This window comes from Plebeiibacterium marinum (assembly GCF_026013615.1).
Lineage (GTDB): Bacteria > Bacteroidota > Bacteroidia > Bacteroidales > Marinilabiliaceae > Saccharicrinis > Saccharicrinis marinus_A.
This window is the reverse complement of record NZ_JAPDPI010000050.1, coordinates 15,171-37,000: the sequence shown is the minus strand read 5'-3', so window position 1 is coordinate 37,000 and position 21,830 is coordinate 15,171. Positions and strand designations below refer to the sequence as shown.

22 protein-coding genes are annotated in these 21,830 nt (G+C 37.6%); 13 read left to right on the top strand and 9 right to left on the bottom strand.

Annotation, left to right across the window (positions count from 1 at the left end; all coding sequences use genetic code 11):
* Positions 1–185: 185 nt before the first annotated feature.
* Positions 186–1,250: an anhydro-N-acetylmuramic acid kinase gene (locus OM074_RS18190; RefSeq protein ID WP_301201994.1), complete on the bottom strand. Its 1,065-nt coding sequence runs from the start codon at positions 1,248–1,250 to the stop codon at positions 186–188.
* A 150-nt stretch (positions 1,251–1,400) separates the two neighbouring features.
* On the opposite strand from OM074_RS18190, the gene OM074_RS18185 reads away from it, so the two are divergent.
* From OM074_RS18185 to OM074_RS18165, 5 genes are all read left to right on the top strand, one after another.
* The gene (locus OM074_RS18185; protein WP_301201992.1) at positions 1,401–2,387 is read left to right on the top strand and encodes a dihydroorotate dehydrogenase-like protein; all 987 of its coding nucleotides are present in this window, start codon (positions 1,401–1,403) and stop codon (positions 2,385–2,387) included.
* 82 nt (positions 2,388–2,469) lie between these two features.
* Positions 2,470–2,658: a C1orf53 family protein gene (locus tag OM074_RS18180; protein WP_301201991.1), complete on the top strand. Its 189-nt coding sequence runs from the start codon at positions 2,470–2,472 to the stop codon at positions 2,656–2,658.
* Between the two features lie 69 nt (positions 2,659–2,727).
* Complete coding sequence (gene fmt / locus OM074_RS18175) at positions 2,728–3,699, top strand: methionyl-tRNA formyltransferase (RefSeq protein WP_301201990.1); 972 nt, start codon at positions 2,728–2,730, stop codon at positions 3,697–3,699.
* A 232-nt stretch (positions 3,700–3,931) separates the two neighbouring features.
* On the top strand, positions 3,932–4,516 hold the full coding sequence (locus OM074_RS18170; protein WP_301201989.1) for a phage tail protein: 585 nt from the start codon (positions 3,932–3,934) through the stop codon (positions 4,514–4,516).
* Positions 4,517–4,528: 12 nt separating this feature from the next.
* Complete coding sequence (locus OM074_RS18165; protein WP_301201988.1) at positions 4,529–5,503, top strand: T9SS type A sorting domain-containing protein; 975 nt, start codon at positions 4,529–4,531, stop codon at positions 5,501–5,503.
* On the opposite strand, the gene OM074_RS18160 is transcribed toward OM074_RS18165, so the two are convergent.
* Both OM074_RS18160 and OM074_RS18155 read right to left on the bottom strand, forming a co-directional pair.
* Positions 5,489–7,615, bottom strand: a complete 2,127-nt coding sequence (locus tag OM074_RS18160; RefSeq protein ID WP_301201986.1) for a hypothetical protein — start codon at positions 7,613–7,615, stop codon at positions 5,489–5,491. The genes OM074_RS18165 and OM074_RS18160 overlap by 15 nt on opposite strands.
* Before the next feature lie 6 nt (positions 7,616–7,621).
* Entirely contained in the window at positions 7,622–8,572 is a 951-nt protein-coding gene (locus OM074_RS18155) for a glucosaminidase domain-containing protein (protein ID WP_301201985.1), read from the bottom strand.
* A gap of 126 nt (positions 8,573–8,698) precedes the next feature.
* On the opposite strand from OM074_RS18155, the gene OM074_RS18150 reads away from it, so the two are divergent.
* Positions 8,699–9,184: a cytidine deaminase gene (locus tag OM074_RS18150; protein ID WP_301201984.1), complete on the top strand. Its 486-nt coding sequence runs from the start codon at positions 8,699–8,701 to the stop codon at positions 9,182–9,184.
* A gap of 85 nt (positions 9,185–9,269) precedes the next feature.
* Here the strand turns inward: OM074_RS18150 and OM074_RS18145 are convergent, their stop codons facing one another.
* Together OM074_RS18145 and panB are read right to left on the bottom strand one after the other, a co-directional pair.
* Positions 9,270–9,956, bottom strand: coding sequence for an RluA family pseudouridine synthase (locus tag OM074_RS18145; protein ID WP_301201983.1), 687 nt, complete (start codon positions 9,954–9,956; stop codon positions 9,270–9,272).
* A gap of 69 nt (positions 9,957–10,025) precedes the next feature.
* Positions 10,026–10,844: a 3-methyl-2-oxobutanoate hydroxymethyltransferase gene (gene panB, locus OM074_RS18140; protein ID WP_301201982.1), complete on the bottom strand. Its 819-nt coding sequence runs from the start codon at positions 10,842–10,844 to the stop codon at positions 10,026–10,028.
* A gap of 209 nt (positions 10,845–11,053) precedes the next feature.
* On the opposite strand from panB, the gene OM074_RS18135 reads away from it, so the two are divergent.
* On the top strand, positions 11,054–11,593 hold the full coding sequence (locus OM074_RS18135) for a hypothetical protein (protein ID WP_301201981.1): 540 nt from the start codon (positions 11,054–11,056) through the stop codon (positions 11,591–11,593).
* A 294-nt stretch (positions 11,594–11,887) separates the two neighbouring features.
* Entirely contained in the window at positions 11,888–12,478 is a 591-nt protein-coding gene (locus OM074_RS18130) for a hypothetical protein (protein WP_301201980.1), read from the top strand.
* A gap of 214 nt (positions 12,479–12,692) precedes the next feature.
* On the opposite strand, the gene nth is transcribed toward OM074_RS18130, so the two are convergent.
* Together nth and zupT are read right to left on the bottom strand one after the other, a co-directional pair.
* A complete protein-coding gene (gene nth / locus OM074_RS18125; protein WP_301201978.1) occupies positions 12,693–13,331 on the bottom strand; it encodes an endonuclease III in 639 nt (212 codons plus the stop codon).
* 89 nt (positions 13,332–13,420) lie between these two features.
* Positions 13,421–14,245, bottom strand: coding sequence for a zinc transporter ZupT (zupT, locus tag OM074_RS18120; RefSeq protein WP_301201976.1), 825 nt, complete (start codon positions 14,243–14,245; stop codon positions 13,421–13,423).
* 248 nt (positions 14,246–14,493) lie between these two features.
* On the opposite strand from zupT, the gene OM074_RS18115 reads away from it, so the two are divergent.
* The 5 genes from OM074_RS18115 (at position 14,494) to OM074_RS18095 (ending at position 19,402) form a co-directional block, all read left to right on the top strand.
* Positions 14,494–15,474, top strand: a complete 981-nt coding sequence (locus OM074_RS18115; RefSeq protein ID WP_301201975.1) for an N-acetylmuramoyl-L-alanine amidase family protein — start codon at positions 14,494–14,496, stop codon at positions 15,472–15,474.
* 186 nt (positions 15,475–15,660) lie between these two features.
* Positions 15,661–16,560, top strand: a complete 900-nt coding sequence (locus OM074_RS18110; protein ID WP_301201974.1) for a nucleotidyltransferase family protein — start codon at positions 15,661–15,663, stop codon at positions 16,558–16,560.
* 108 nt (positions 16,561–16,668) lie between these two features.
* Positions 16,669–17,205 carry an NUDIX hydrolase gene (locus tag OM074_RS18105; RefSeq protein ID WP_301201973.1) on the top strand — a complete coding sequence of 179 codons (537 nt, stop codon included), beginning with the start codon at positions 16,669–16,671 and terminating at the stop codon, positions 17,203–17,205.
* A gap of 132 nt (positions 17,206–17,337) precedes the next feature.
* Complete coding sequence (locus OM074_RS18100) at positions 17,338–18,630, top strand: aminotransferase class I/II-fold pyridoxal phosphate-dependent enzyme (protein WP_301201972.1); 1,293 nt, start codon at positions 17,338–17,340, stop codon at positions 18,628–18,630.
* Between the two features lie 142 nt (positions 18,631–18,772).
* Complete coding sequence (locus OM074_RS18095; protein WP_301201971.1) at positions 18,773–19,402, top strand: class II aldolase/adducin family protein; 630 nt, start codon at positions 18,773–18,775, stop codon at positions 19,400–19,402.
* On the opposite strand, the gene OM074_RS18090 is transcribed toward OM074_RS18095, so the two are convergent.
* Complete coding sequence (locus tag OM074_RS18090; protein WP_301201970.1) at positions 19,397–19,882, bottom strand: threonyl-tRNA synthetase editing domain-containing protein; 486 nt, start codon at positions 19,880–19,882, stop codon at positions 19,397–19,399. The genes OM074_RS18095 and OM074_RS18090 overlap by 6 nt on opposite strands.
* Before the next feature lie 184 nt (positions 19,883–20,066).
* Positions 20,067–21,758 carry a glutamate formimidoyltransferase gene (gene ftcD, locus OM074_RS18085; RefSeq protein WP_301201968.1) on the bottom strand — a complete coding sequence of 564 codons (1,692 nt, stop codon included), beginning with the start codon at positions 21,756–21,758 and terminating at the stop codon, positions 20,067–20,069.
* Positions 21,759–21,830: the final 72 nt, after the last annotated feature.

Here is a 21,830-nt window from a genome sequence, read left to right as displayed (position 1 = left end):
AATATGTATCAAATCAATTACACCTTACCTGATAGTAAACAGATACGATCAAACCTACTAAAAATGACTCCTGATCAAGTGGAATTATATGAAATAATCTCAAAATATTTTTAGGGTGACCCAATGCGGAAGTCAAGAGCGAAGAATAAGAAATACGAAAAAGCCGTCTGTTACGACGGCTTTTTTTATGCCAGGTAGATACACCCACCTATATTATCCTTAATTGAACCCGTAACACTTTTTAAGCAATTATTTTTATGCTCATAACGCAAAACCCCTAAAAAAGCAAAAATAAGGGCCTCTTTATAATCTACCACCTCCTTTGAAGGAATACAAATATCAGTTTCAGATTTTTCCTTAACCAACTCAATTAAATAATCATTATAAGCTCCACCTCCGGTAAACAATACCCTTTTTAATTTATTCTTATCCAATACCTGTGCAATTTGGTTTGCAAAATGATGATAGCACGTTGCCATCATATCTTCAACTGAAGAGCCTCCATCCTCCAACAGTAATAAAAACTCGTTTTCAACCCATTCTCTGGCTAAGGATTTTGGTCCATCCTGACAATAATAAGGCAAGGCATCCATTCTTTTCAATACATCGTAATCCACATTCCCCGACCTTCCTTTTTCTCCACCAAAATCGTAGGGCAGCTTATAATTATCCCACATCATTTTGTTTAAGACAAAGTTTACAGGACAAATATCATACGCCAGCAATTCACCTTTTTTTTCAAAAGATATATTGGCAAACCCGCCCAAATTAACACATGCATCGTACCCCGGAAACAGCATTTTATCACCAATCGGAACCAGGGGAGCACCCTGTCCCCCAAAAGCAATATCCAAAGTTCTGAAATCAGAAACCGTATCATAACCACTGGCTGCAGCAAGATATGCCCCACAGCCAATTTGAAATGTAGTATCCAGTTCTGGCTTATGAAAAACCGTATGCCCATGCGAGGCCACAAAATCAACATCCCCCATGCCTTCCATAAAGGACTTAACACATTGACCCATATACCTGCCATACATTCTGTGCAATTCAACAAAAGCCAAAGCGTTATTCTCCTGAGCATGTTCCAGCTTTTCCTTCCAGATCTTGGGGTATTCCTTCGTTTCTGCTTTTACGATCTTAAAACTCCACGTCCCATTTTCCCATTTAAAATTGCATAATGCCATATCAAGCCCATCAAGCGATGTACCACTCATAATACCTACAACCCTATATTCTGTATCAGCCATATTTTTATTTAACAAATAGTGTTTATTCTTATACTAATTAAAAAATGATGATGATAATCTTATTACATGTGATAAAATATTCATAATTTGGGTATTACTTTAATTCAACAGATTGAATACCTATAATTAAACCACGTCAAATATAATATTATGCCTGATTTATCGACCTCTTACATGGGGATAAAACTGAAAAGTCCCATTATTGCATCAAGTTCAGGACTCACCAATTCCTTACAAGACATTATTGAGCTTGAGAAAAATGGAGTTGGTGCCATTATACTAAAATCTCTTTTTGAAGAAGAGATTGTCACTGAAATGGAACATGAGCTCCATAAAATGCATTCAGAAAACTATCTTTACCCTGAAACAATGGAGTTTTACGAGGGTTACGATGTTGAAGACACCCTGACAAGTTATTTGAGATTGATCGACGAATGCAAAAAACAGGTTAATATTCCCATTATTGCCAGCATTAATTGTATCAGTTCACATAACTGGCCCTATTTTGCAAAATCTCTTGAAGAGGCGGGTGCCGATGGCCTGGAGTTGAATATCAGCATACTCCCATCCGACCCGGAAGCATCAAGTTTAGAAAACGAAAAAGTACTCTTTGATATAATCAAAGCAGTAAAATCAGAGGTATCCATACCTGTTGCCGTTAAAATAAGTAGCTATTTTTCGAACCTTGCGGGAATAATATCCCAGATCTCCAGAACCGGAGTGGATGGCATTGTAATGTTCAATCGATTTTACTCGCCCGATATTGATATTGATACATTTGATGTGATCCCGGCTCCCATTTACAGTTCTCCAGACGACTACATACTCCCTTTAAGGTGGATATCCATTATGTCGGAAAGGGTGGGCTGTGATTTAATTGCTTCAACAGGTGTGCATGATGGAAAAACATTGATAAAAATGATTTTGGCTGGTGCAACTGCCGTACAGGTTGCCTCCACTCTTTATAAAAATGGTTATGCTCAGGTTCAGTTAATGCTAAACGAATTAAAAAACTGGATGGCAAATAAAGATTTTTCGAACATAGAGCAAATAAAAGGGATGCTTTCCCAATCAAGATCAGTAAATCCGGCAGGTTATTTAAGAATACAGTTTATGAAGCATTTTGCTCAGAAATAATTTTTTTCTCTATCGTTAAAAGGCCTTTGAGTATTATTCTTGAGGGTCTTTTTTTTAATATATCTTTGCAAAAACTGTGCTTATGAATTTTATAGATGATTACTACCCTCAAAAACCTTTAAAAGAAGGCGTTGATTTTGAAATGGATCCACGAGGATTCAGAATCATGACAAAGAAATACCTGACTGAAAGAGGATATTGTTGTGGCAATGGATGCAAAAATTGTCCATACTTCCCGCCCCATCAAAAAGGGAATACTGTTTTAAAGTGAAAACATGAAATCTTTATAAGCACATAAACCGATTTTAAAGAGAACAAATAAGTTTAGAAAGGACACACCATGATAAAAAAGGAAGATTTACGGATTGTATTTATGGGCACTCCAGACTTTGCTGTAGAGAGTCTTAGAGCCTTAGTGGAGAACAACTATAACATTGTTGGCGTAATTACCGTTCCTGATAAGCCGGCCGGCAGAGGCCAGAAATTAAGAACTTCGCCGGTTAAAGACTATGCATTACAAGCAGGCATCAAGGTATTGCAACCAGAAAAGCTGAAGAACGAAGACTTTTTAGCGGAGCTAAAAGCACTCGATGCACACCTTCAAATCATTGTGGCCTTTAGAATGTTACCTGAAGTAGTATGGAACATGCCCCCCATGGGTTCATTTAACCTACATGGCTCCTTACTACCCCATTACCGTGGAGCAGCCCCAATTAACTGGGCGGTGATCAATGGTGATAAAGAAACAGGTGTAACCACTTTCTTTTTACAACACGAAATTGACACAGGTAATATTATAGACCAAAAAAGAATGCCCATTGAAGTAACTGATACTGCAGGCACGGTTCATGATAAAATGATGTTACTAGGTGCAAAACTGGTTATTGAAACCGTAGAAAACATTTGCAACGACAAGGCTGATCCAAAAAATCAGAAAGAATATATAACCGAAGGGATGAAGCTTAAGCCAGCTCCAAAAATTTTTAAAGACGACTGTAAAATCAACTGGACAGAAAACATCGAAAAAGTATACAATAAAATACGGGGTTTGAGTCCTTATCCTGCAGCATGGACCGAAATTGTAGATGAAAAAGGAAAAAACCTAAGCCTCAAAATCTTTGAAACAGAAATGAGTTCTCCTTCGGATATACAAATAGGTAAAATTCATTCGAATGGTAAGGATGAAATACTTATTGGCTGCGCTGACGGTGCATTAAAAATCAAAACACTGCAGCTTGCCGGAAAGAAAAGAATGAGCGCAAGAGAATTTTTGAATGGATTTAAAAACATCTCTGAATGTCACGTTAAATAAATTATTCCCAGCCTGTAGAAACAGGCTGGGATGTTATACACCATCATTTACAAAACACACAGGGGAGTTTCCAACATAATCTAATTCCCCTGCAATGAAATATTATTTTTTAACAAACTTCTTTTATCCCCCATATCTTTCCACTAATAATATTTATATACTCTATTATCAAAAATAACTGATATATTGGCAATTGTACTTTACCTTGAACAAAATTTAAGGACATAATAGTATGAAAAGAATTCAATTACTCATCAGTTTATTCATATTCACAACAGGCATCATTGCCCAAGAGCCAATACTAGGTGAAATACGCATGTTTGCTGGCAACTTTGCTCCACGGGGGTGGGCTTTCTGCGATGGACAACTCTTACCCATCAGTGAAAACACTGCCTTATATTCATTACTGGGAACAACATACGGTGGCGATGGCAGAACAACCTTTGCCTTACCTGATTTAAGAGGCAGGGCTCCAATTCATGCCGGCCAGGGGATTGGCTTATCACCAAGACATCTGGGGCAATCATCAGGCACAGAAACAAACATCCTTTCTATAAACCAGTTGCCAGCCCACACACACCCAATATCTGTTTCAAACAAGGCCTATGATGATGAGGCCAATTCTGATGATCCTACAGGAAAATACCCTGCCGTATCAGGAGAAAATATGTATTCCAATCAATACAATGTAGACGCTGCTGCCCCAGAAATAAGTATTGGCAACACAGGAAACTCACATGCTATTAACAACATGCAGCCCTATATCACTATACATTTCATTATTGCCCTACAAGGCATCTACCCAAGCAGGAACTAAATTTCTGTAATTATGAATAAAATAAGCCTTTTTATTATAGTTTACTTCATGTCTGTAAATATGGTTGCCCAAACAAACCTACAGGCTGGAGACATTGCTTTTGTAGCCATTAATAGTGATGGGGACACTGATGATTTTTCATTTCTGCTTTTAAAAAACATTGAAAGCAACACTTCAGTAAACTTTACTGACAATGGGTGGACTGCATTCGGCTCTTTCAACAATACATACACGGAAAGTCATATTACATGGTATACTCCATCAGAATTAAAGGCAGGAACTGTTGTTACAATAGAAACCTATAACGGAAACGAATCTGCTGTTTCTTCCCATGGATCCATCACAGGCGATAAAATGACTATTTCAGTTGCCGGGGATCAGATACTAGCTTATCAAGGATCAAAGACCAATCCTGTTTTTATTGCCGCCATAAGCTTCAATAAAAATGATACAGCAATACCCGGCAATACATTTGATGGTGATTCTTTCTCTAACTCAACTACGGCATTACCTACCGATTTATCCATCGGATACAGCGCCATACAAATATGCAACCTCAATGATTTTACCGAAAACGACAACGCGATATATAACTGCTCATTAACCAGTGGAGACAAGAATGCGCTACTTGGTTCGATAAACAACTACAAAAATTGGCTGACAGATAATTACAACACTTTTGAACAGTCCCCCTCCCCTTGTGAATTTACTGTTGACCTATCTACTAGTAATTCGGATATGCAATACAATGACATATTAATAACTCCCAATCCGGCCAAGACACAAGTATACATTTCAAACTTAGGTAAGTTTAACGGGATTATAAAATTCACGTCTTACAAAGGAAACACAGTTAAACAGATTAAAATAAACACCTCCACATCAATACTTCCAATTAACATCGCCGACTTACCTTCAGGTTTCTATTTAGTTCAATTGGTTAGTGACACACATTTATGTGTGAAAAAAATATCAATTCTCAATTAATTCTACAATCTCTATTTTTCTATCCAATGCTTTAATATCCTTTTGTGATAAATCAAGCCCGATATGCTTTTCAAATTCTTTAACTATATAATAAACACGCAAAGCACTCAATCCAACATTCATAGATTGCCGAGGGCTTTGAAATCGATTCAGCACCTTCAAGCGGCTATCACTCACATTTAATAATCGTGTATTTCCTGCGTCTGTATACCCATCAATATTCACTGTAATCATAGAATCCCTTCTCACTACCCTAACATCAACCCTTCTGGAATTGACATATCTTGCTAAGTTTTTATGCAGTTGATAGTTTATTTTGTCTTGATCTGCAAATTGATGATTCAGGGTATCTACACCATGTGCCCTTAAATCAAAAGCCCAAACAGCATTTGAATCTTTTGCACATTCACTAATACCCGAAATAATTTCTTTTACTGAGGACGTACAATACTGATTTGAACCAAAATAAATACTCCCATCATAAAGGGTGTCTACTTTTGCTTCAACTTCTTCAACTCCCTGCACTTCTTTCCATTTATCCACACCTCCTGTAACATTCACATACAACTGAACCTCATCCTTTTTATCGCTATAAACAGAATAAGATGCTGCCAGCAATTTTATTTCAAAAGTCCCTGGCTGGAGACTATCATCATAAAGAATAAAGTCCTGGGTCCTTAAATTAAAAGTTGCCCCATCCTTAAATGTATAAATAGAATCTTTAAATTTCCATTCCTGCACATCACCTCCCAATTCAGACCGCATAACATCCAGTTTCTTTTGCGCTTCATCAGCCCTATGATATTCTGCAGTTATATTTCTTTGAAGTTCCTTTAACTTTTTTTCTTTAGCCGACAGATTCCTAAGGTTTACCTCATTCTTTTTTATTCTTTGTTGGATGGCAGCCTCACTTGATTCCACTTGTTTTCTAAGCGAATCTACCTCCTTATTGTTGCGATCTATTTGTTGCTGAATTTTATCCCTTGCTGTTTGCTCCCTCTCGTAAACCGACAACAAGCCCCCTTCTTTATTCAATTCCCTGATTGGTTTGTCAATCATCTTTGCCCTATAATCTTCCAGCATATCCAAATAAGAGGATCCATTTCTCCATAAAGGATCCGGAGAAAACTCGCCACTCCCAAATAGCAGATAACTTTTGTCCCCATTTGAAACAACCACAAGTGGCTTTTTTGACCAATCCATACCCCATAGCGACAAATGCAACAAAGTTGGCTCATCCTCAAGGGCCTTTACTGTTACCTGGGTGTTAGAATCCGGCTCTAACATCCCCTTTCTTACCTTCATCTTATACGTAAACAGGCCGATCCCTTTTCCTGTACCTGTTGCCATATAACCACCATCCCGATCTTCATATTCACGAAGCAATCCGGACGATCCGCTTCCTTCGCCAACAGCAAGCAACTCTCCCTTAAAAAAAACTTCCCTCCCACATAACATACCAAAATACATGGCAGAATACTTTTCTACGTAGCTGTTAATTTCTTTATGCCATCTATCAAAAAATAGCTTTTGACTGGCAGCATTCACTTTTCGAACTCGGCTAAAAGCTTCCAGTTTTCTTCCAATATTAAGACTTGGGTTTATCAGTTCTAAAAAGACAGCGTGATATTTCTTCTTGAGCAAACCTCCTGATCTCATTTCGGCAGGCAAAGCCTTTACCGCCTCATCATATATACCCTTTGCAATATCATTCCCTGAAAATAAAGGAACCTGATGATAGCCATCCTTAATGTTTGAGTATAGTTCCCAAAGGGTAAGCTTAACTGCAGCTTCAGCCAATACACCCGGAGACGCTTTATGGATCCCTTCCCAATCGACAGAAAGAACTTCAGGTTTTAAAAGAATATCATTTTCAATAGAATCCCACAAGGAAACCACTCCATATGAGAGACCTTTTCCTTCACCCATGACCCGTCCCTTTTCAGGAATTCCTCCAGAGTACTGAAAATACGGATCAAGATTCCGTTTTAAACAAGGCGTTTTACGTACAATTTTATAAAGCCATGCCTGTTGCTGAATGCCAAATTCCTGTGCGTTGACATTGAAGAGCCCCAATACCAGACAGCAAAAAAACAAAAGCTTCCTATACATAAAATATTAACTCCTCTTATTTTTCTTTCTCAGATAAATCAATTGCCCTTCCTTAACCTTATCTCCCTCTTTTAGGTTATTATATTTGTACAACCTGCTAATTTTAACCCCGTATTTTTGAGCAATATAATGAAGAGACTGATCGCCTTTTACACGGTGCACCCTATGTTTTCTGTGTGCCTTATTTCTTTTAGGCTGTACATATAAATACTTATATTGTTTTATACTTGCCTCACTCTGCAGGTCGTTATAAGCATAAATTTCCCATTCCTTTAATCCAAACTCACTACTGATTTCTGCAAAAGAATCATTTTCCTGAACTGTTATATATTTAATGCCATTATTAACTCCAAGGTTATGTGAAGCAAAAGCATCAACCATAAAGTTATCTACCTTTTTTGTTGCCTTTTTCCGGTCTTCTTTGTCTGATTTTGCTATTATTACATCTCCCCTGTCAAATCTGTCCAGGTTATTCTCTTCAATAATATCTATTAACCGTCTGGCATATTTAGGATCGGTTGCATAGCCTGCTTTTTTTAATCCATGGGCCCAGCCTTTATAATCAGTAATTTTTAAATCAAAAAGCGAAGCATAACGTTTTTTGCCCACTAAAAAATCGGAATGATCGAGGTACGATTCATATACATTTTGATATTTACGAAAACACTCTCCTCTCTTGTCGTCATCATGATAAACCTTTTTTCCGGTCCAATCATTATGGCATTTAATTCCAAAATGGTTATTCGATTTGCGGGCCAAAGTGGAATTCCCATTGCCAGACTCCAGCATTCCCTGCGCCAATGTAATACTTGCCGGTATACCTACCCTTTTCATTTCCCTAACAGCCAGATCACTATACATCCCAATATAATCTTTACGTGTATTGTTTTGTGCATAAACCCCAAAAGCTATTTGAAACACTAATAACACCGATGCAAATCTTAAACTACCAATCATTTTTCCTCTTTTTTATAGTGATAATGGCAAATATAAAAAATGGAAACAAATATTATAAACTTCTAATAGTTTATATACTTGATTTTATTAACCAAAATCCTATTTTTGGAATAAACACTCTGAATAATGAAAAAAATTGAACTCAAAACTGAAATATTTCAGTATAGCGATATATTACAACTCCCTTTGGATGAACAGGAGTTAGTTTACGCATCCAGAAAAGCGTGTCATAATGCATATGCCCCATATTCGAATTTTAAGGTTGGGGCTGCCGTTCTGCTCGACAACGGGGAAATTATTACCGGTACAAATCAGGAAAATGCAGCTTATCCCTCCGGCCTATGTGCCGAACGGACAGCCATCTTTTGGGCCAATTCGAAATATCCCGACAGCGCGGTGTTAAAAATTTCAATCTCCGCCCTAAACCATGGTTCTTTAATAGCTACTCCTGCGGCACCTTGTGGAGCTTGCCGACAGGTATTAATTGAAACAGAGTCACGTTTTAATACAGGTATAAAAACTATAATGGATGGTAGTGATAAAATTTTAGTAGTGGAGAAGACTGAATACCTTTTACCCCTCCACTTTACATCCAAAAACCTGGAGAAATAGCAGGGACTTATAGCCTTAGCGATCCGCTATATGCTATAAGCCATAAGCCATAAGCTATGAGCTATAAGCTATAAGCTATAAGCTATTAAATATTACCCACTACATTATCAAACTCATTCCATAAAGATTCTTCTTTTGGAACAGGAGCGATAATTTCAATAGGTTCTTTTTTAACCGGATGCATAAACTGGATTTTTCGGGCATGCAGGTTTATCCCTCCACCTTTCAATGACCGCGGGGCTCCATATTTCAAATCTCCACGGATTGGACATCCTATTTTAGCTAACTGACACCTGATCTGATGATGGCGGCCTGTTTCCAAATCTACCTCCAATAAATGATAATTGGCAGAGCTTGATACCAATTTATAATTCAGGATCGCTTCCTTGGAATTCTTCTTTGGAGCATCAAAAGCCTTTGAACGGTTCTTTTCCTGGTTTTTTATCATATAATGAACCAATCGCCCCTCATCCTCTTCCGGAAGGTTTTTAACAATTGCCCAATATGTTTTCTTCACTTCCTTATCCTGGAACATTTTGCTCAAACGGGCAGCTGCCTTACTGGTACGCGCAAAAACCACCACCCCGCTTACCGGACGGTCAATTCTATGTACTACGCCCAGATATACATCACCCGGCTTATTATACTTTTTTTTGATATAGGCTTTCACCTTATCACACAAAGCATCATCGCCTGTTTTGTCGCCCTGAACAATTTCCGAATTGCTCTTATTTACGGCTATTATATGATTATCTTCAAATAAAACTTCCATTATTCAATTATCAATGATCAACTAACAATGATCAATTGTTTATTGATCATTGTTGTTTTGTTTATTGTATTAATATTGTTCTCTATCACTCGGGAAATCAACCGATTTCACATCTTCAATATACCCACTTACTGCTCCGGTAATCTCTGCAAATAAATTATGGTATCTACGTAAAAATCTTGGCGAGAATTCCTGGTTAATTCCTAACATATCATGCAACACCAACACTTGTCCATCAACACCACTACCAGCACCAATACCAATAATAGGGATTGTTAGCTCTTTGGCCACCTGCTCTGCCAGTTTTGCAGGAATTTTTTCCAATACAATTCCAAAACAACCGGCTTCCTGAAGCAAATGTGCATCTTCAATGAGCTTTTTAGCCTCTTCTTCTTGTTTTGCTCTAACAGTATAGGTTCCAAATTTATGAATAGACTGGGGAGTTAACCCAAGGTGTCCCATCACCGGGATTCCAGCCGAAATAATTCTTTTCACGCTCTCAACCACCTCTGCGCCGCCTTCAAGCTTAACCGAATCGGCTGCGGTTTCCTTCATAATTTTGATAGCTGAAGTTAATGCCTCTTTTGAATTCCCCTGGTAAGTTCCAAATGGTAAATCAACTACAACCAAAGCCCTGTTTACAGCCCTTACCACTGATGCCCCGTGATAGATCATCTGATCAAGAGTAATAGGTAGGGTAGTTTCCCACCCCGCCATAACATTTGATGCAGAATCGCCAACCAAAATAACATCAATACCTGCCTGGTCAACAATTTTGGCCAATGAATAATCATAAGCCGTTAACATGGCAATTTTTTCCTTGTTATGCTTCATTTCACTCAACACATGAGTAGTCACCTTTTTTTGGCGATTCATAGCTACTGACATAATACCTAATATTTTAACATGAATTATCCTTAAATAATTCCTTTGTAAATTAATGCGTTTGAAAGCGCAAAGTTAGTAAATAGTACTATACATTTTTATCACAAAGCTACATTCTTACGTGAGAAATGAATAATAGTTTCAAATATTTTATATTTTTGGTCGTTCATTATCATATGAATCAATTAACACAATTAAATTTTAAAATTATCATGAGAAAATTATTTATTGTTCTGGGTGTTTTATTGGCATTGGGAGTTAATGGATATAGCCAGTCTCTATATCCGGGAGAGCAAACCGCCGGAGTTGGATTGGGGGTACCTTCAGCTATGAATACCACAAAAAAAAATCCTGCCATTTCCGTATCTGGCTTTTATGAATATGGGTTTACAGAAAAGCTTGGCATCGGCCATATCGGCGGTGGAGCTATCGTATCTCTTGCCGGAGGTAATGATTACAGACACTTTTTAATCGGGCCACGCGCCGCTTACCACTTCGATATGACTGATATTACCGGAGATAAAGCTTGGGATGTTGTGGATGTATATGCTGGAATCATGTCAGGGGCAAGATTCAGGCATGAGGAATATTACGATCCATTTCTAGATCGTACTATAGATTATAACGACACAGATTTAATCACTGACATTTTTGCCGGTATCCGCTATTCATTTGCAGATAACATTGGCGTATATGCCGAAGCAGGTTATGGCGTTAGTTATTTAACAGTTGGTTTGAGTTTTAGGTTTTAACAAGTCAACTCATAAGGTATAATACAAAGAGTCGCCTCATATTGGGGCGACTCTTTTTTTTACTAAATGAGAATTTTTCCCAAACAACAATCACCTGAAAATTACAAAAGCAACATTTATTACCTACGGCTCATAGCATATTATTTCATCACTAAAGCCTCTTAAAAACACATCCAACACCCTTCACAATCAACCAATTCTACTTTGTCACGTTTTTGTCAAGCCTGTTTTTTTTGCTATTAATTTTACAATCTGTTAATTCGCGGACTGTTTTAAATAAAAAAAAAACCGGTTATGAGATTCTTTTTTTTAATCATCTTAATATTATGTGCGAATTTTCCATCTATCCTTAACGCTCAAACTATCATTGAGGAATTTAACAAAAAACCCAAGTCATTTTGGGGTATTGGCATTGGCATAAATGACTATGGAATAGGTGTTGGATCTGAAATTCCAATAAGTAAAAGCTCGTGCATAATTGGAAATTTAGGAGTAAGTACATGGGGAGGAAGATTGAATGGTGGTTTTATATTGTACCCAAACGAAATAAGTCGCAAAACGGCATTAAGTATAAGTTATTCTTATGCCTCTGGCATTACAAATTTTAATCCTAGTCTTGATGTAGAAAGTTCTTCGGGTACATCACACAGAGAAGTTGAGCTTCAATTAAATGCAATTAGCACTATTAACCTAACTTATTTATATAACATAAAGGTTTCAAAAAACTCCAAACTTGTATTGTCTGGAGGTTATTCAATTTGCCTTACAAACGAGTTATATAAGAATAATTCTTCATACACCCTAACTGATAAATCTAAAAACTTCATTAAACTTATGGCACCTGGAGGTATTATATTTGGAATTAAGTTTATGTCTGCATTTTAATAAAAACATCCTAGCACCATATGCTCTTTTTATGAATTGCAAATACTATTCTTGCTTCATTAAATATAACAACGCTCTTATGATGGTTATACCTAGTTAGTATCATTATTAATACCTTAAAGGAATTTAGTTTAAAAGAAGAAAATAAGTAATCATTAATATCTCAAAAACTCATTTATCTTTAAACTTCATGTATCCTATCCAATATCTCTAATTAGTTATTCTTCTGATAAAACTTACAATACTCCTGCAAGCCACATTTTTTACACTTAGGATTACGGGCGACACACACGTAACGCCCATGTAAGATCAACCAATGGTGTGCTATAGGTAGTAACTCCTCAGGAAAATATTTAACCAGTTGTTTTTCTGTTTCGAGTGGTGTTTTGGAGTTGGTTGTCAAACCAATCCTTTCCGAAACCCGGAACACATGGGTATCAACAGCCATGGCAGGTTTTTCGTAAACTACGCTGGCAATAACATTGGCTGTTTTCCGTCCTACCCCTGGCAGCTTTTGCAATTCCTTAATATCATCCGGTACCACATTATTAAAATCTGAAATCAACATTTTGGCCATTCCTACCAAATGTTTGCTTTTATTGTTGGGATAGGTACATGAGCTGATATAATCATATACTTCAGCAGGCTCTGCCACTGCCAGTTCTTTTGCCGATGGGTAACGCTGAAACAAATCCGGGGTAATCATATTTACTCTTTTATCGGTGCATTGGGCCGATAATATTACAGCCACCAATAATTCATAAGGGTTTGTATAATCCAACTCTGTTTCAGCAATTGGCATATTTTTCTGAAACCATGTAATAATATTTTCGAAACGTTCTTTTTTAGTCATACTATCAGGTAAGAAATTTTAGATAAAAGACAATCATACTGCAAATAAGTCTAATGTCTCTTATCTCTTATCCAAAGATCTAATTCTTTTTACAAAAACATCAACAAACTCACCGCCATTACCATCATACCAGCCACCAAACCATATATCGACAAGTGGTGTTCTCCATATTCCTGGGCCGCCGGCAATAGCTCATCAATACTAATAAACACCATTATTCCAGCTACACCTGCAAAAACGATCCCAAACATGGCTGGCGATAAAAAAGGCATCAAAATCAAGTACCCAACCAATGCACCCACCGGTTCTGCCAGTCCCGACAAAAAGCTTAACCTAAAAGCCTTTCTTCTGCTCCCTGTAGCATAAAAAACAGGAACCGATACCGCAATCCCCTCAGGAATATTATGAATTGCAATGGCAACCGCAATGGCAATACCCAAACTAGGATCGGTAAGGGCCGCTGTAAAGGTAGCCAAACCTTCCGGGAAGTTATGAATACCAATAGCCAATGCAGTAAAAACACCCATTCGCATCAGGTGCTTGCTTTGTTTTCTCTTGGCTTCTGTCATATCTTCAATATGCTCCATTTCATGAGGGTTTTCGGCCGAAGGGATGAACTTATCAATTAGCGCAATAAGCAACATCCCTGCAAAAAATGATCCTACAGTAATCCACGTACCCAACGCCTCATCATATACTTCCGTCAAACTTTCTTTTGCCTTAAAAAATATCTCAACAAAAGAGACGTAAATCATTACTCCTGCCGAAAAACCTAATGCTAATGAAAGAAACTTTGTGTTTGTCCTCTTGGCAAAAAAGGCCATGGCACTACCGATCCCAGTTGCCAATCCGGCAAACAGGGTTAAGCCAAAGGCCATTAAAATATTAGAAAACTCTATATTAGTTATATCCATAATCGTGTTTGTTTTATTTTGTTAGATGTCTGCAAAATATAAACAAACATCGAATGCTTCAAATTGTTTATTCAATTTTCCTGATTTGTTTAGTTTTTATAACCCAACAACTCTTTAAAACAGTCATATCTTCAATCCAAATCAGAAAAAAACCTCAAAAATGAGGTATTCATGTAATAAATATTTTATTCTTATGGAAATAATTTATTTTTGCGACTGTTACATAATAGTTTAAAACAGCAAAAAAGATGGCCCTTATAAAAAAGCTGACACTTTTTTTATTGTGCAATATATTCGCAGTAATTGCTTTGGCGCAACAAGACACCCTGTACAATACATCTGTACCCCAAAAAGGAGAAGGCCTATATGCTTTTTTAATCAGAAACAAACTTGATCCTCAAAAACACAAACAATCATTTATTGAGTTAAACAAAGAAAAGCTTGGGAAAAACAATGCCTTATTGCTTGGGGTAAAATACAAAATACCTTCTGTAGACGTTTATTTGTACGAACCCTTATACGGCAAGGAAAGGGAGAAATTCAAGCTGGAATCGGAAGATTTAAAAGGGGCTGTTTTTCATCTGGTTAGTGGCCACGGCGGACCAGACCCAGGTGCATTGGGAAAATATGGCGACAAAACGTTGGCAGAAGACGAGTATGCTTATGACATCACCCTACGCCTGGCCAAAAAGCTTCAGGAAAACGGGGCTATAGTCAATATGATTATTCAGGATAAAGATGATGGAATCAGGGGCGAATCTTATCTGCCCATGGACAAGGATGAAGTTTGCAACAATCAGGTCATAGGTTTGGAACAAATAGACCGGTTAAAACAGCGTACCAAATACATCAACCAACTTTTTATTAAAAACAAACCCGCTTATCAGCGCTGTGTTATTATCCATGTTGATTCTCGAAGCAAAGGAAAAGCCATTGATGTTTTCTTTTATCATTCAGCAAAAAGTAAATCAGGAAAAAAAACGGCCCAATCCCTTTTAAATATTTTCGACGAAAAATACAGCAAACACCAACCTTCAAGAGGCTATTCAGGTGTTATTAGTTCTCGTAACCTTTATCTTTTAAGAAAAACTTATCCAACGGCTGTTTTTATTGAATTGGGAAATATCCGTAATTTTCGCGATCAGCAAAGGTTTATAATTGAAAATAACAGACAAGCCCTTGCCAATTGGCTTTACGAAGGATTGCTTAATGATTATAAAGGCTATTAGCTGTTAGCTATTGGCCAAAACTATATAATTAAAAAAACTATTTAACCATGAGAAATTTTAAAACACTAAATAGCTGGAAAGAAGGAATTTCTATTGTAAAACCTACATATAATATAGCAAAACTATTGCCCGAAGAAGAGAAAATAGCAAATAACTAATAAGCCATTATAATAAAATTCAAAACACATGAAACCAACATTACTAGTATTAGCAGCAGGAATGGGAAGCCGTTACGGCGGCCTGAAGCAACTCGATACACTAGGCCCGCACGGCGAATCAATAATTGATTATTCAGTATATGATGCCATTCAGGCGGGATTTGAAAAAGTTGTTTTTGTAATCCGTCAATCATTTGCCGATCAGTTTAAGGAGAGATTCGACCCAAAACTAAAAGGAAGAGTTGAAGTGGAATATGTTTATCAGGAACTGGATAAACTCCCGGAAGGGTTTACCGTGCCCGAAGGCAGAGAAAAACCTTGGGGAACCGGTCACGCCATGCTCATGGCAAAAGATGCCATACAGGGACCATTTGCTATCATTAATGCAGATGACTTTTATGGCAGGGAGGCTTATCAGGCAGTAGTTGATTTTGTAACCGACAGCAAAGATGAGAAAGAATACGCCATGGTTGGATATGCCCTTGACAACACCTTATCAGAACACGGTACGGTATCCAGGGGGGTATGCGAAACCGATACTAACGATAATCTGGTAAACATTATTGAAAGAACAAAAATAGGTTATCTAAACAATAAAGTTGTTTATTGGGAAGACGACAAAACCACTGAACTTACCGGCAAAGAACCTGTATCCATGAATTTCTGGGCTTTTAAAAATTCATTCTTCAATGCCCTGGAGGAGGGCTTCCTGGCTTTCTTAAAAGAAAAAGGCACTGAGTTGAAATCAGAATTCTATTTTAATGCCCTGGTTGATCAAATGATTAAAGGCGACAAAGCAAGCACAAAAGTACTTTCAAGCGATGCCAAATGGTTTGGAGTTACCTATCAGGAAGATAAACCAATTGTACAAAAAAGCCTTCAGGCTCTTATTGACAATGGAGTTTACCCAGAGAATCTTTGGAAATAATTTTTCAATCAGCAATTATCAATTATCATGTTTATCAATTAATTAACAGCTAATAATTATCACTAATAAATTTGGTAATTGATAATTATGCACTGACAACCGTTTAATATGTCCCGACCAGAAAAAATATTAAAGTACTGTCCCAAATGCGGCAGCTCAAAATTTATTTTTGAGGGGGTGCGCTCGTTTCTTTGCGCCGATTGCAACTTCCACTATTTTATCAACGCCTCTGCCGCAGTGGCAGCACTCATTGAAAACGAACAAGGCGAATTACTCCTTACTGTAAGGGCCCTTGCACCAAACAAAGGCATGCTTGATTTACCAGGAGGTTTTGTTGACCCTCTGGAGAAAGTTGAAGATGCTATTGCCAGGGAACTAAAGGAAGAACTCAACCTCGATATTATATCTCTTTCGTACCTGACTTCTTTTCCTAACGAATATATCTTTTCCGGATTTTCTGTTTTCACTACCGATATTGCCTTTGTTTGCAAAGTTAAAGGATGGGATAAAATGCACATTCAGGATGACATTTCTGATATTGTATTTGTTAACAGGGAAAATATCAAATGGGATAACATTGCTTACAACTCTATCAAAAACATTATAAAAACCTATTGGCAAAAAGACAGTAATCAACCTATATAATCAAAATCCGATTATTGACAATTATCAAGGTCTTCTTTCTTCTTTTTACAATCAAACTGTAAAATAATTGTTCTTTTTTTAGCAAATTTGCAATCTGAAAAGCTTTTATACTTAAAAAATAAAATTTTACCGATGAATCCGCAAGCGCAAGAATTAAATGAGGTAATTTCAGCAAAAAATTCTGTTGTATTTGACTTATTAAGCGAAAAAGGAAGAAACATCTTCTTCCCCAAAAAAGGAATTTTAGGACAAACTGCAGAAGCAAAAGGAACAAAAATCAATGCTACCATTGGTGCTGCTATTGAAGACGATGGTACCCCAATGCGTCTTGAATCCATAGCCTCTAAAATCAATATGGATCCATCCCTTTCCTTTCCATACGCACCTAGCTTTGGTCGCCCTGACCTCAGGAGCAAATGGAAAGAAATGATTTATGAAAAAAATCCATCGTTACAAAACACACCAATAAGTTTGCCTATAGTTACCAGCGCACTTACTCATGGAATTAGCATGGCTGGTTATTTATGGATGAATGAAGACGAGGAGGTAATTGTACCTGATTTATTCTGGGGAAACTACAATTTGGCTTTGATCCATGCGTATGGCGTTAAGTTTTCAAAATTCAAATTGTTTAAGAATAACAGATTTAACACCGAGGCGCTAAAAGAATCCTTAATGTCGGAAGGAGAAAAGAAAGTTGTTATTTTAAACTTTCCCAATAACCCTACAGGTTATACTCCTACTGTAGAAGAAATGCAAACCATAGTTGCAACGATAAAAGAGGCAGCTGAAGCAGGAAAAAAAATTGTAGCGATAACTGACGATGCATATTTCGGATTAGTTTTTGAAGAAGGAATTGAACAACAATCCATCTTTTCTTACCTGGCCAACTTGCACCAAAATGTGCTTGCTGTTAAAGTTGATGGTGCCACCAAAGAAGATTACGTTTGGGGATTCCGCGTAGGATTTATAACCTATGGAATCAAAGGCGGAGATGAGGACTTATATCATGCCTTAGAAATGAAAACAGCCGGAGCTGTTCGTGGAAATATTTCCAATTCATCGAACCTCAGCCAGTCATTATTGCTCCATGCTTTTGAATCTCCTGATTACACGGCCCAAAAGCACAGCAAATTTGTAATCATGAAAACCCGGTATGAAGCGATAAAAGAAGTATTGGCAGATACAAAATTTGAAGAATATTTTACTACGTTGCCATATAACTCTGGATATTTTATGTGTATTCAGTTAAAAGAAGGCCTAGATGGAGAAGCAATCAGGGAAATACTGATAAACAAATACAGCATAGGGATAATCAACCTCAATAATATATTAAGGGTTGCCTTCTCTGCCATGTCTGCATCTGATGCAAAACCTCTTTTTGAAGGCATATATAAGGCCTGTAAAGATTATGAAAATCAATAATCAATTAGCAATGATCAGTTAACTATTTTAAATCAAAAATATATAACCGCATCACTTCGATGCGGTTTTTTTATGCTTTTTCTTTTATAAACAGATATTTCCTTTTAGCTTTAGTTCTGATTATGCATTAATAAATATTGCTATGGACACAAAAGATCTTTATTTAAAGGAACGGAAAGAGGTTGCGCGCTTCATGCGTAGACTATATAAAAAAGGTCTGACTACCAGCTTAGGTGGAAATATCAGCAAAAGGGTAGGCGAACACTTTTTAGTTACTCCTACCGGAATTGACAAAGGAACGCTTAAAGCCAAAAATGTTGTTATTTTAGACAAAGAAGGAAACAACCTGACACATTGGCTAAAACCCAGTCTGGAAATAGCCATGCACCTTCAAATATACAAAGACCATCCCACAATCAATGCCATTGTTCATTGCCATACCATCTTTGCCTCCTCTTTTTCTGCCATGGACATCCCCATCAACGCCCACTTAATTGCCGAATCACGCATGATTATTAAAGAACCGGTTGTTGCGCCTTACGGGCTAATGGGCACTCCTGAATTGGCTAAAAATGTAAGCGAAACCTTTGCCGAAAACAAAGTACTGATAATGGAAAACCATGGTGTAACGGCAATCGGATCTGAAATGATCAAAGCCTTTGACAGGATTGAAGTACTGGAAAATGCTGCAAAAATGACCTTTATTACCCATATGATGAACGAAGAAAGGGCCTTATCTGATGATCAGCTTGAGCAGCTAGACAATCTATAAACTTGCCCATATCCTTGCCAACGAAGCCCCTGGCGCATCAATCTTAAGATCTAAAAAATATCCAAATGGAGTTTGATGGACTACATATCCCCCATTCTCTAAACGATCTTGAGCTGCATTAAAAAGCTCTTTAGTGAATTCAAAAGATGCTTTTGACTCGGAAAGATGGGCAAAGGAATGAAGAATTACATTTACAGCATCATTCTTCCTGGCAGTCCATTTTAAATGATTTACCAATTTCTTTTCCCGACTTTTAATATCCTTCTCCTCATCACTTTCCTCTACCTGGATAAAAGCCAGTATAGCATCCTCTATAACCTGCCCTCCTCCTGGTTCGGGAGCATGTTCAACATTCTTCACCTTAGGTTCATATCCAAAACTATTTACATAAAACACCAGCACCTTCATTATTTTTCTTTTTACTGATTGTAAGAATGGCCCAGCACTTTCCTTTCGAATCCCCATTAACTCCACAGCCATCAGGCCAAGAACAATCTATATTATCAGGAGTTAACTACATGCTCATCGCCCACACATCAAACTTTAACCTCAAAGTAAATAAAAAAGGATGAAAGCATGTGCCTCCATCCCTGGTATAACATCTATAATATGCCATTAACCTTAATTGGATATAAAATCCAAGAGCTCAGATAAATTCCTTTTACTATGGCATCATCGTTAAAATCTCAGTTTCCAATTCCATCGTTTTATCAACAATAATCTGCCCTTCTTCCAATACTTTATCAACAAAACCTTTATCGTTAAGATCCTTTGCATTGATACGTACATTAAGCCAGGCTCCCATAACTCCACCACGGGCACTTATAGCCCCAACTCCTGCATCCGACAAAGAATTGGGATTTCCGGTTTCGGCCATTGCCTTCATAACCTGCATCGATTCAAAACAAAGTTTCATGGTGTTGAAAGGAACCATAATGGCATTTTTTGTCGCCTCCTCAATGGCCATGGCACGAATATGCTTTTCCTCTTGGCTACCTTTGGGCAGTTGGAAAGCATCCATAATCATATTAAAGGCCTCAGTATCCTTATCCACCATCTTCAACAATTCATCATGATACTTTTTCCCCTTTTCTGCCCAATCAGAAAACTCTTCAACTCTATCATCCCAGCCTCGTTTATGAGAGGACAAATTTGCGACCATGGTTCCCAAGGCAGAACCAACAGCCCCTAAATAAGCAGCAACAGATCCACCTCCAGGAGCTGGCAACTCACTAGCTGTTTCATAAACAAATTCAGCAAGTGTCAAATCAACCAGTTTCTTCTTTCCTTTTCGACTCTCCTTTTCAAGGATGTATTCGATAATTTTCTTGTCCGGATCAAATGGATACAACTCATCTAATCCAAGCGACTTAACTGCTATTTTTATTATTTCCTTATCTGAAATACCTGTAGAACGATTCTGTTTCCTCAAAAAATATTTCCCTGCATCCAACATGGCCTGCAATGGCACTACACCAACCAACTCCGAACCGGTCACCCTTAATCCGTGAACTGTTGCCCTTTCGCAAGCAACATCAAATGCTTTATGCATACTGGTTACAGAAATATCCGTCAGGTTTAATGAGATCTGTGCGATGCCATACTCTTCAATAAACCACCCGATACCTTTAACCGACTTCAGCAATCCCGGCTCATTCACAGGCTCTCCCTTTTCATCTTTAACAATTTTGCCCGTTAGAGAACCTCCTTCCCGTTTTACCCTTCCTCGCTCACGAATATCAAAAGCAACCGTATTTGCCCTACGGGTACTGGTGGTATTCAGGTTCACATTATAGGCAATTAAAAAATTCCGGGCACCCACTGCCGTAACCCCACTCTTTTGCACGTCTTTTGTCCACTCACCGGGACCATAATCAGGCTTCCACTGCTCCGACACAATCCTATCTGGCAATGCTTCATATTCTCCTTTTCTGCATTCTGCAAGGTTTTTACGCTGTGGTTGTTTTGCTGCTGATTCGTAACAATAGATAGGTATACCCAGCTCCCGCCCAATTCTTTCGGCCAACTTATGAGCATAAACTACTACCTCTTCCATGGTGATATTTGAAACGGGTATCAATGGACATACATCTGTTGCACCAAACCTTGGATGCGCACCTTTATGATGCCTCATATCTATTAATTCCTTAGCTTTTTTTACGGCCTGAAAAGCTGCCTCCAAAACTTCATCAGGAGTTCCTACCATAGTAACAACTGTTCTGTTTGTTGCTTTGCCTGGATCAACATCAATCAAACTTACACCTTCAACTTTTTTTATCTCTTCTGTTATTTGATTAATGACATTCATATTGCGCCCCTCACTAAAATTTGGAACACACTCTATTAGTTGTTGCATTATCAGTTGATTTTAAGGTTTAACCAAATATTATTTCTAAACACAATATATGGCAACCAGTAGATTTTCTCA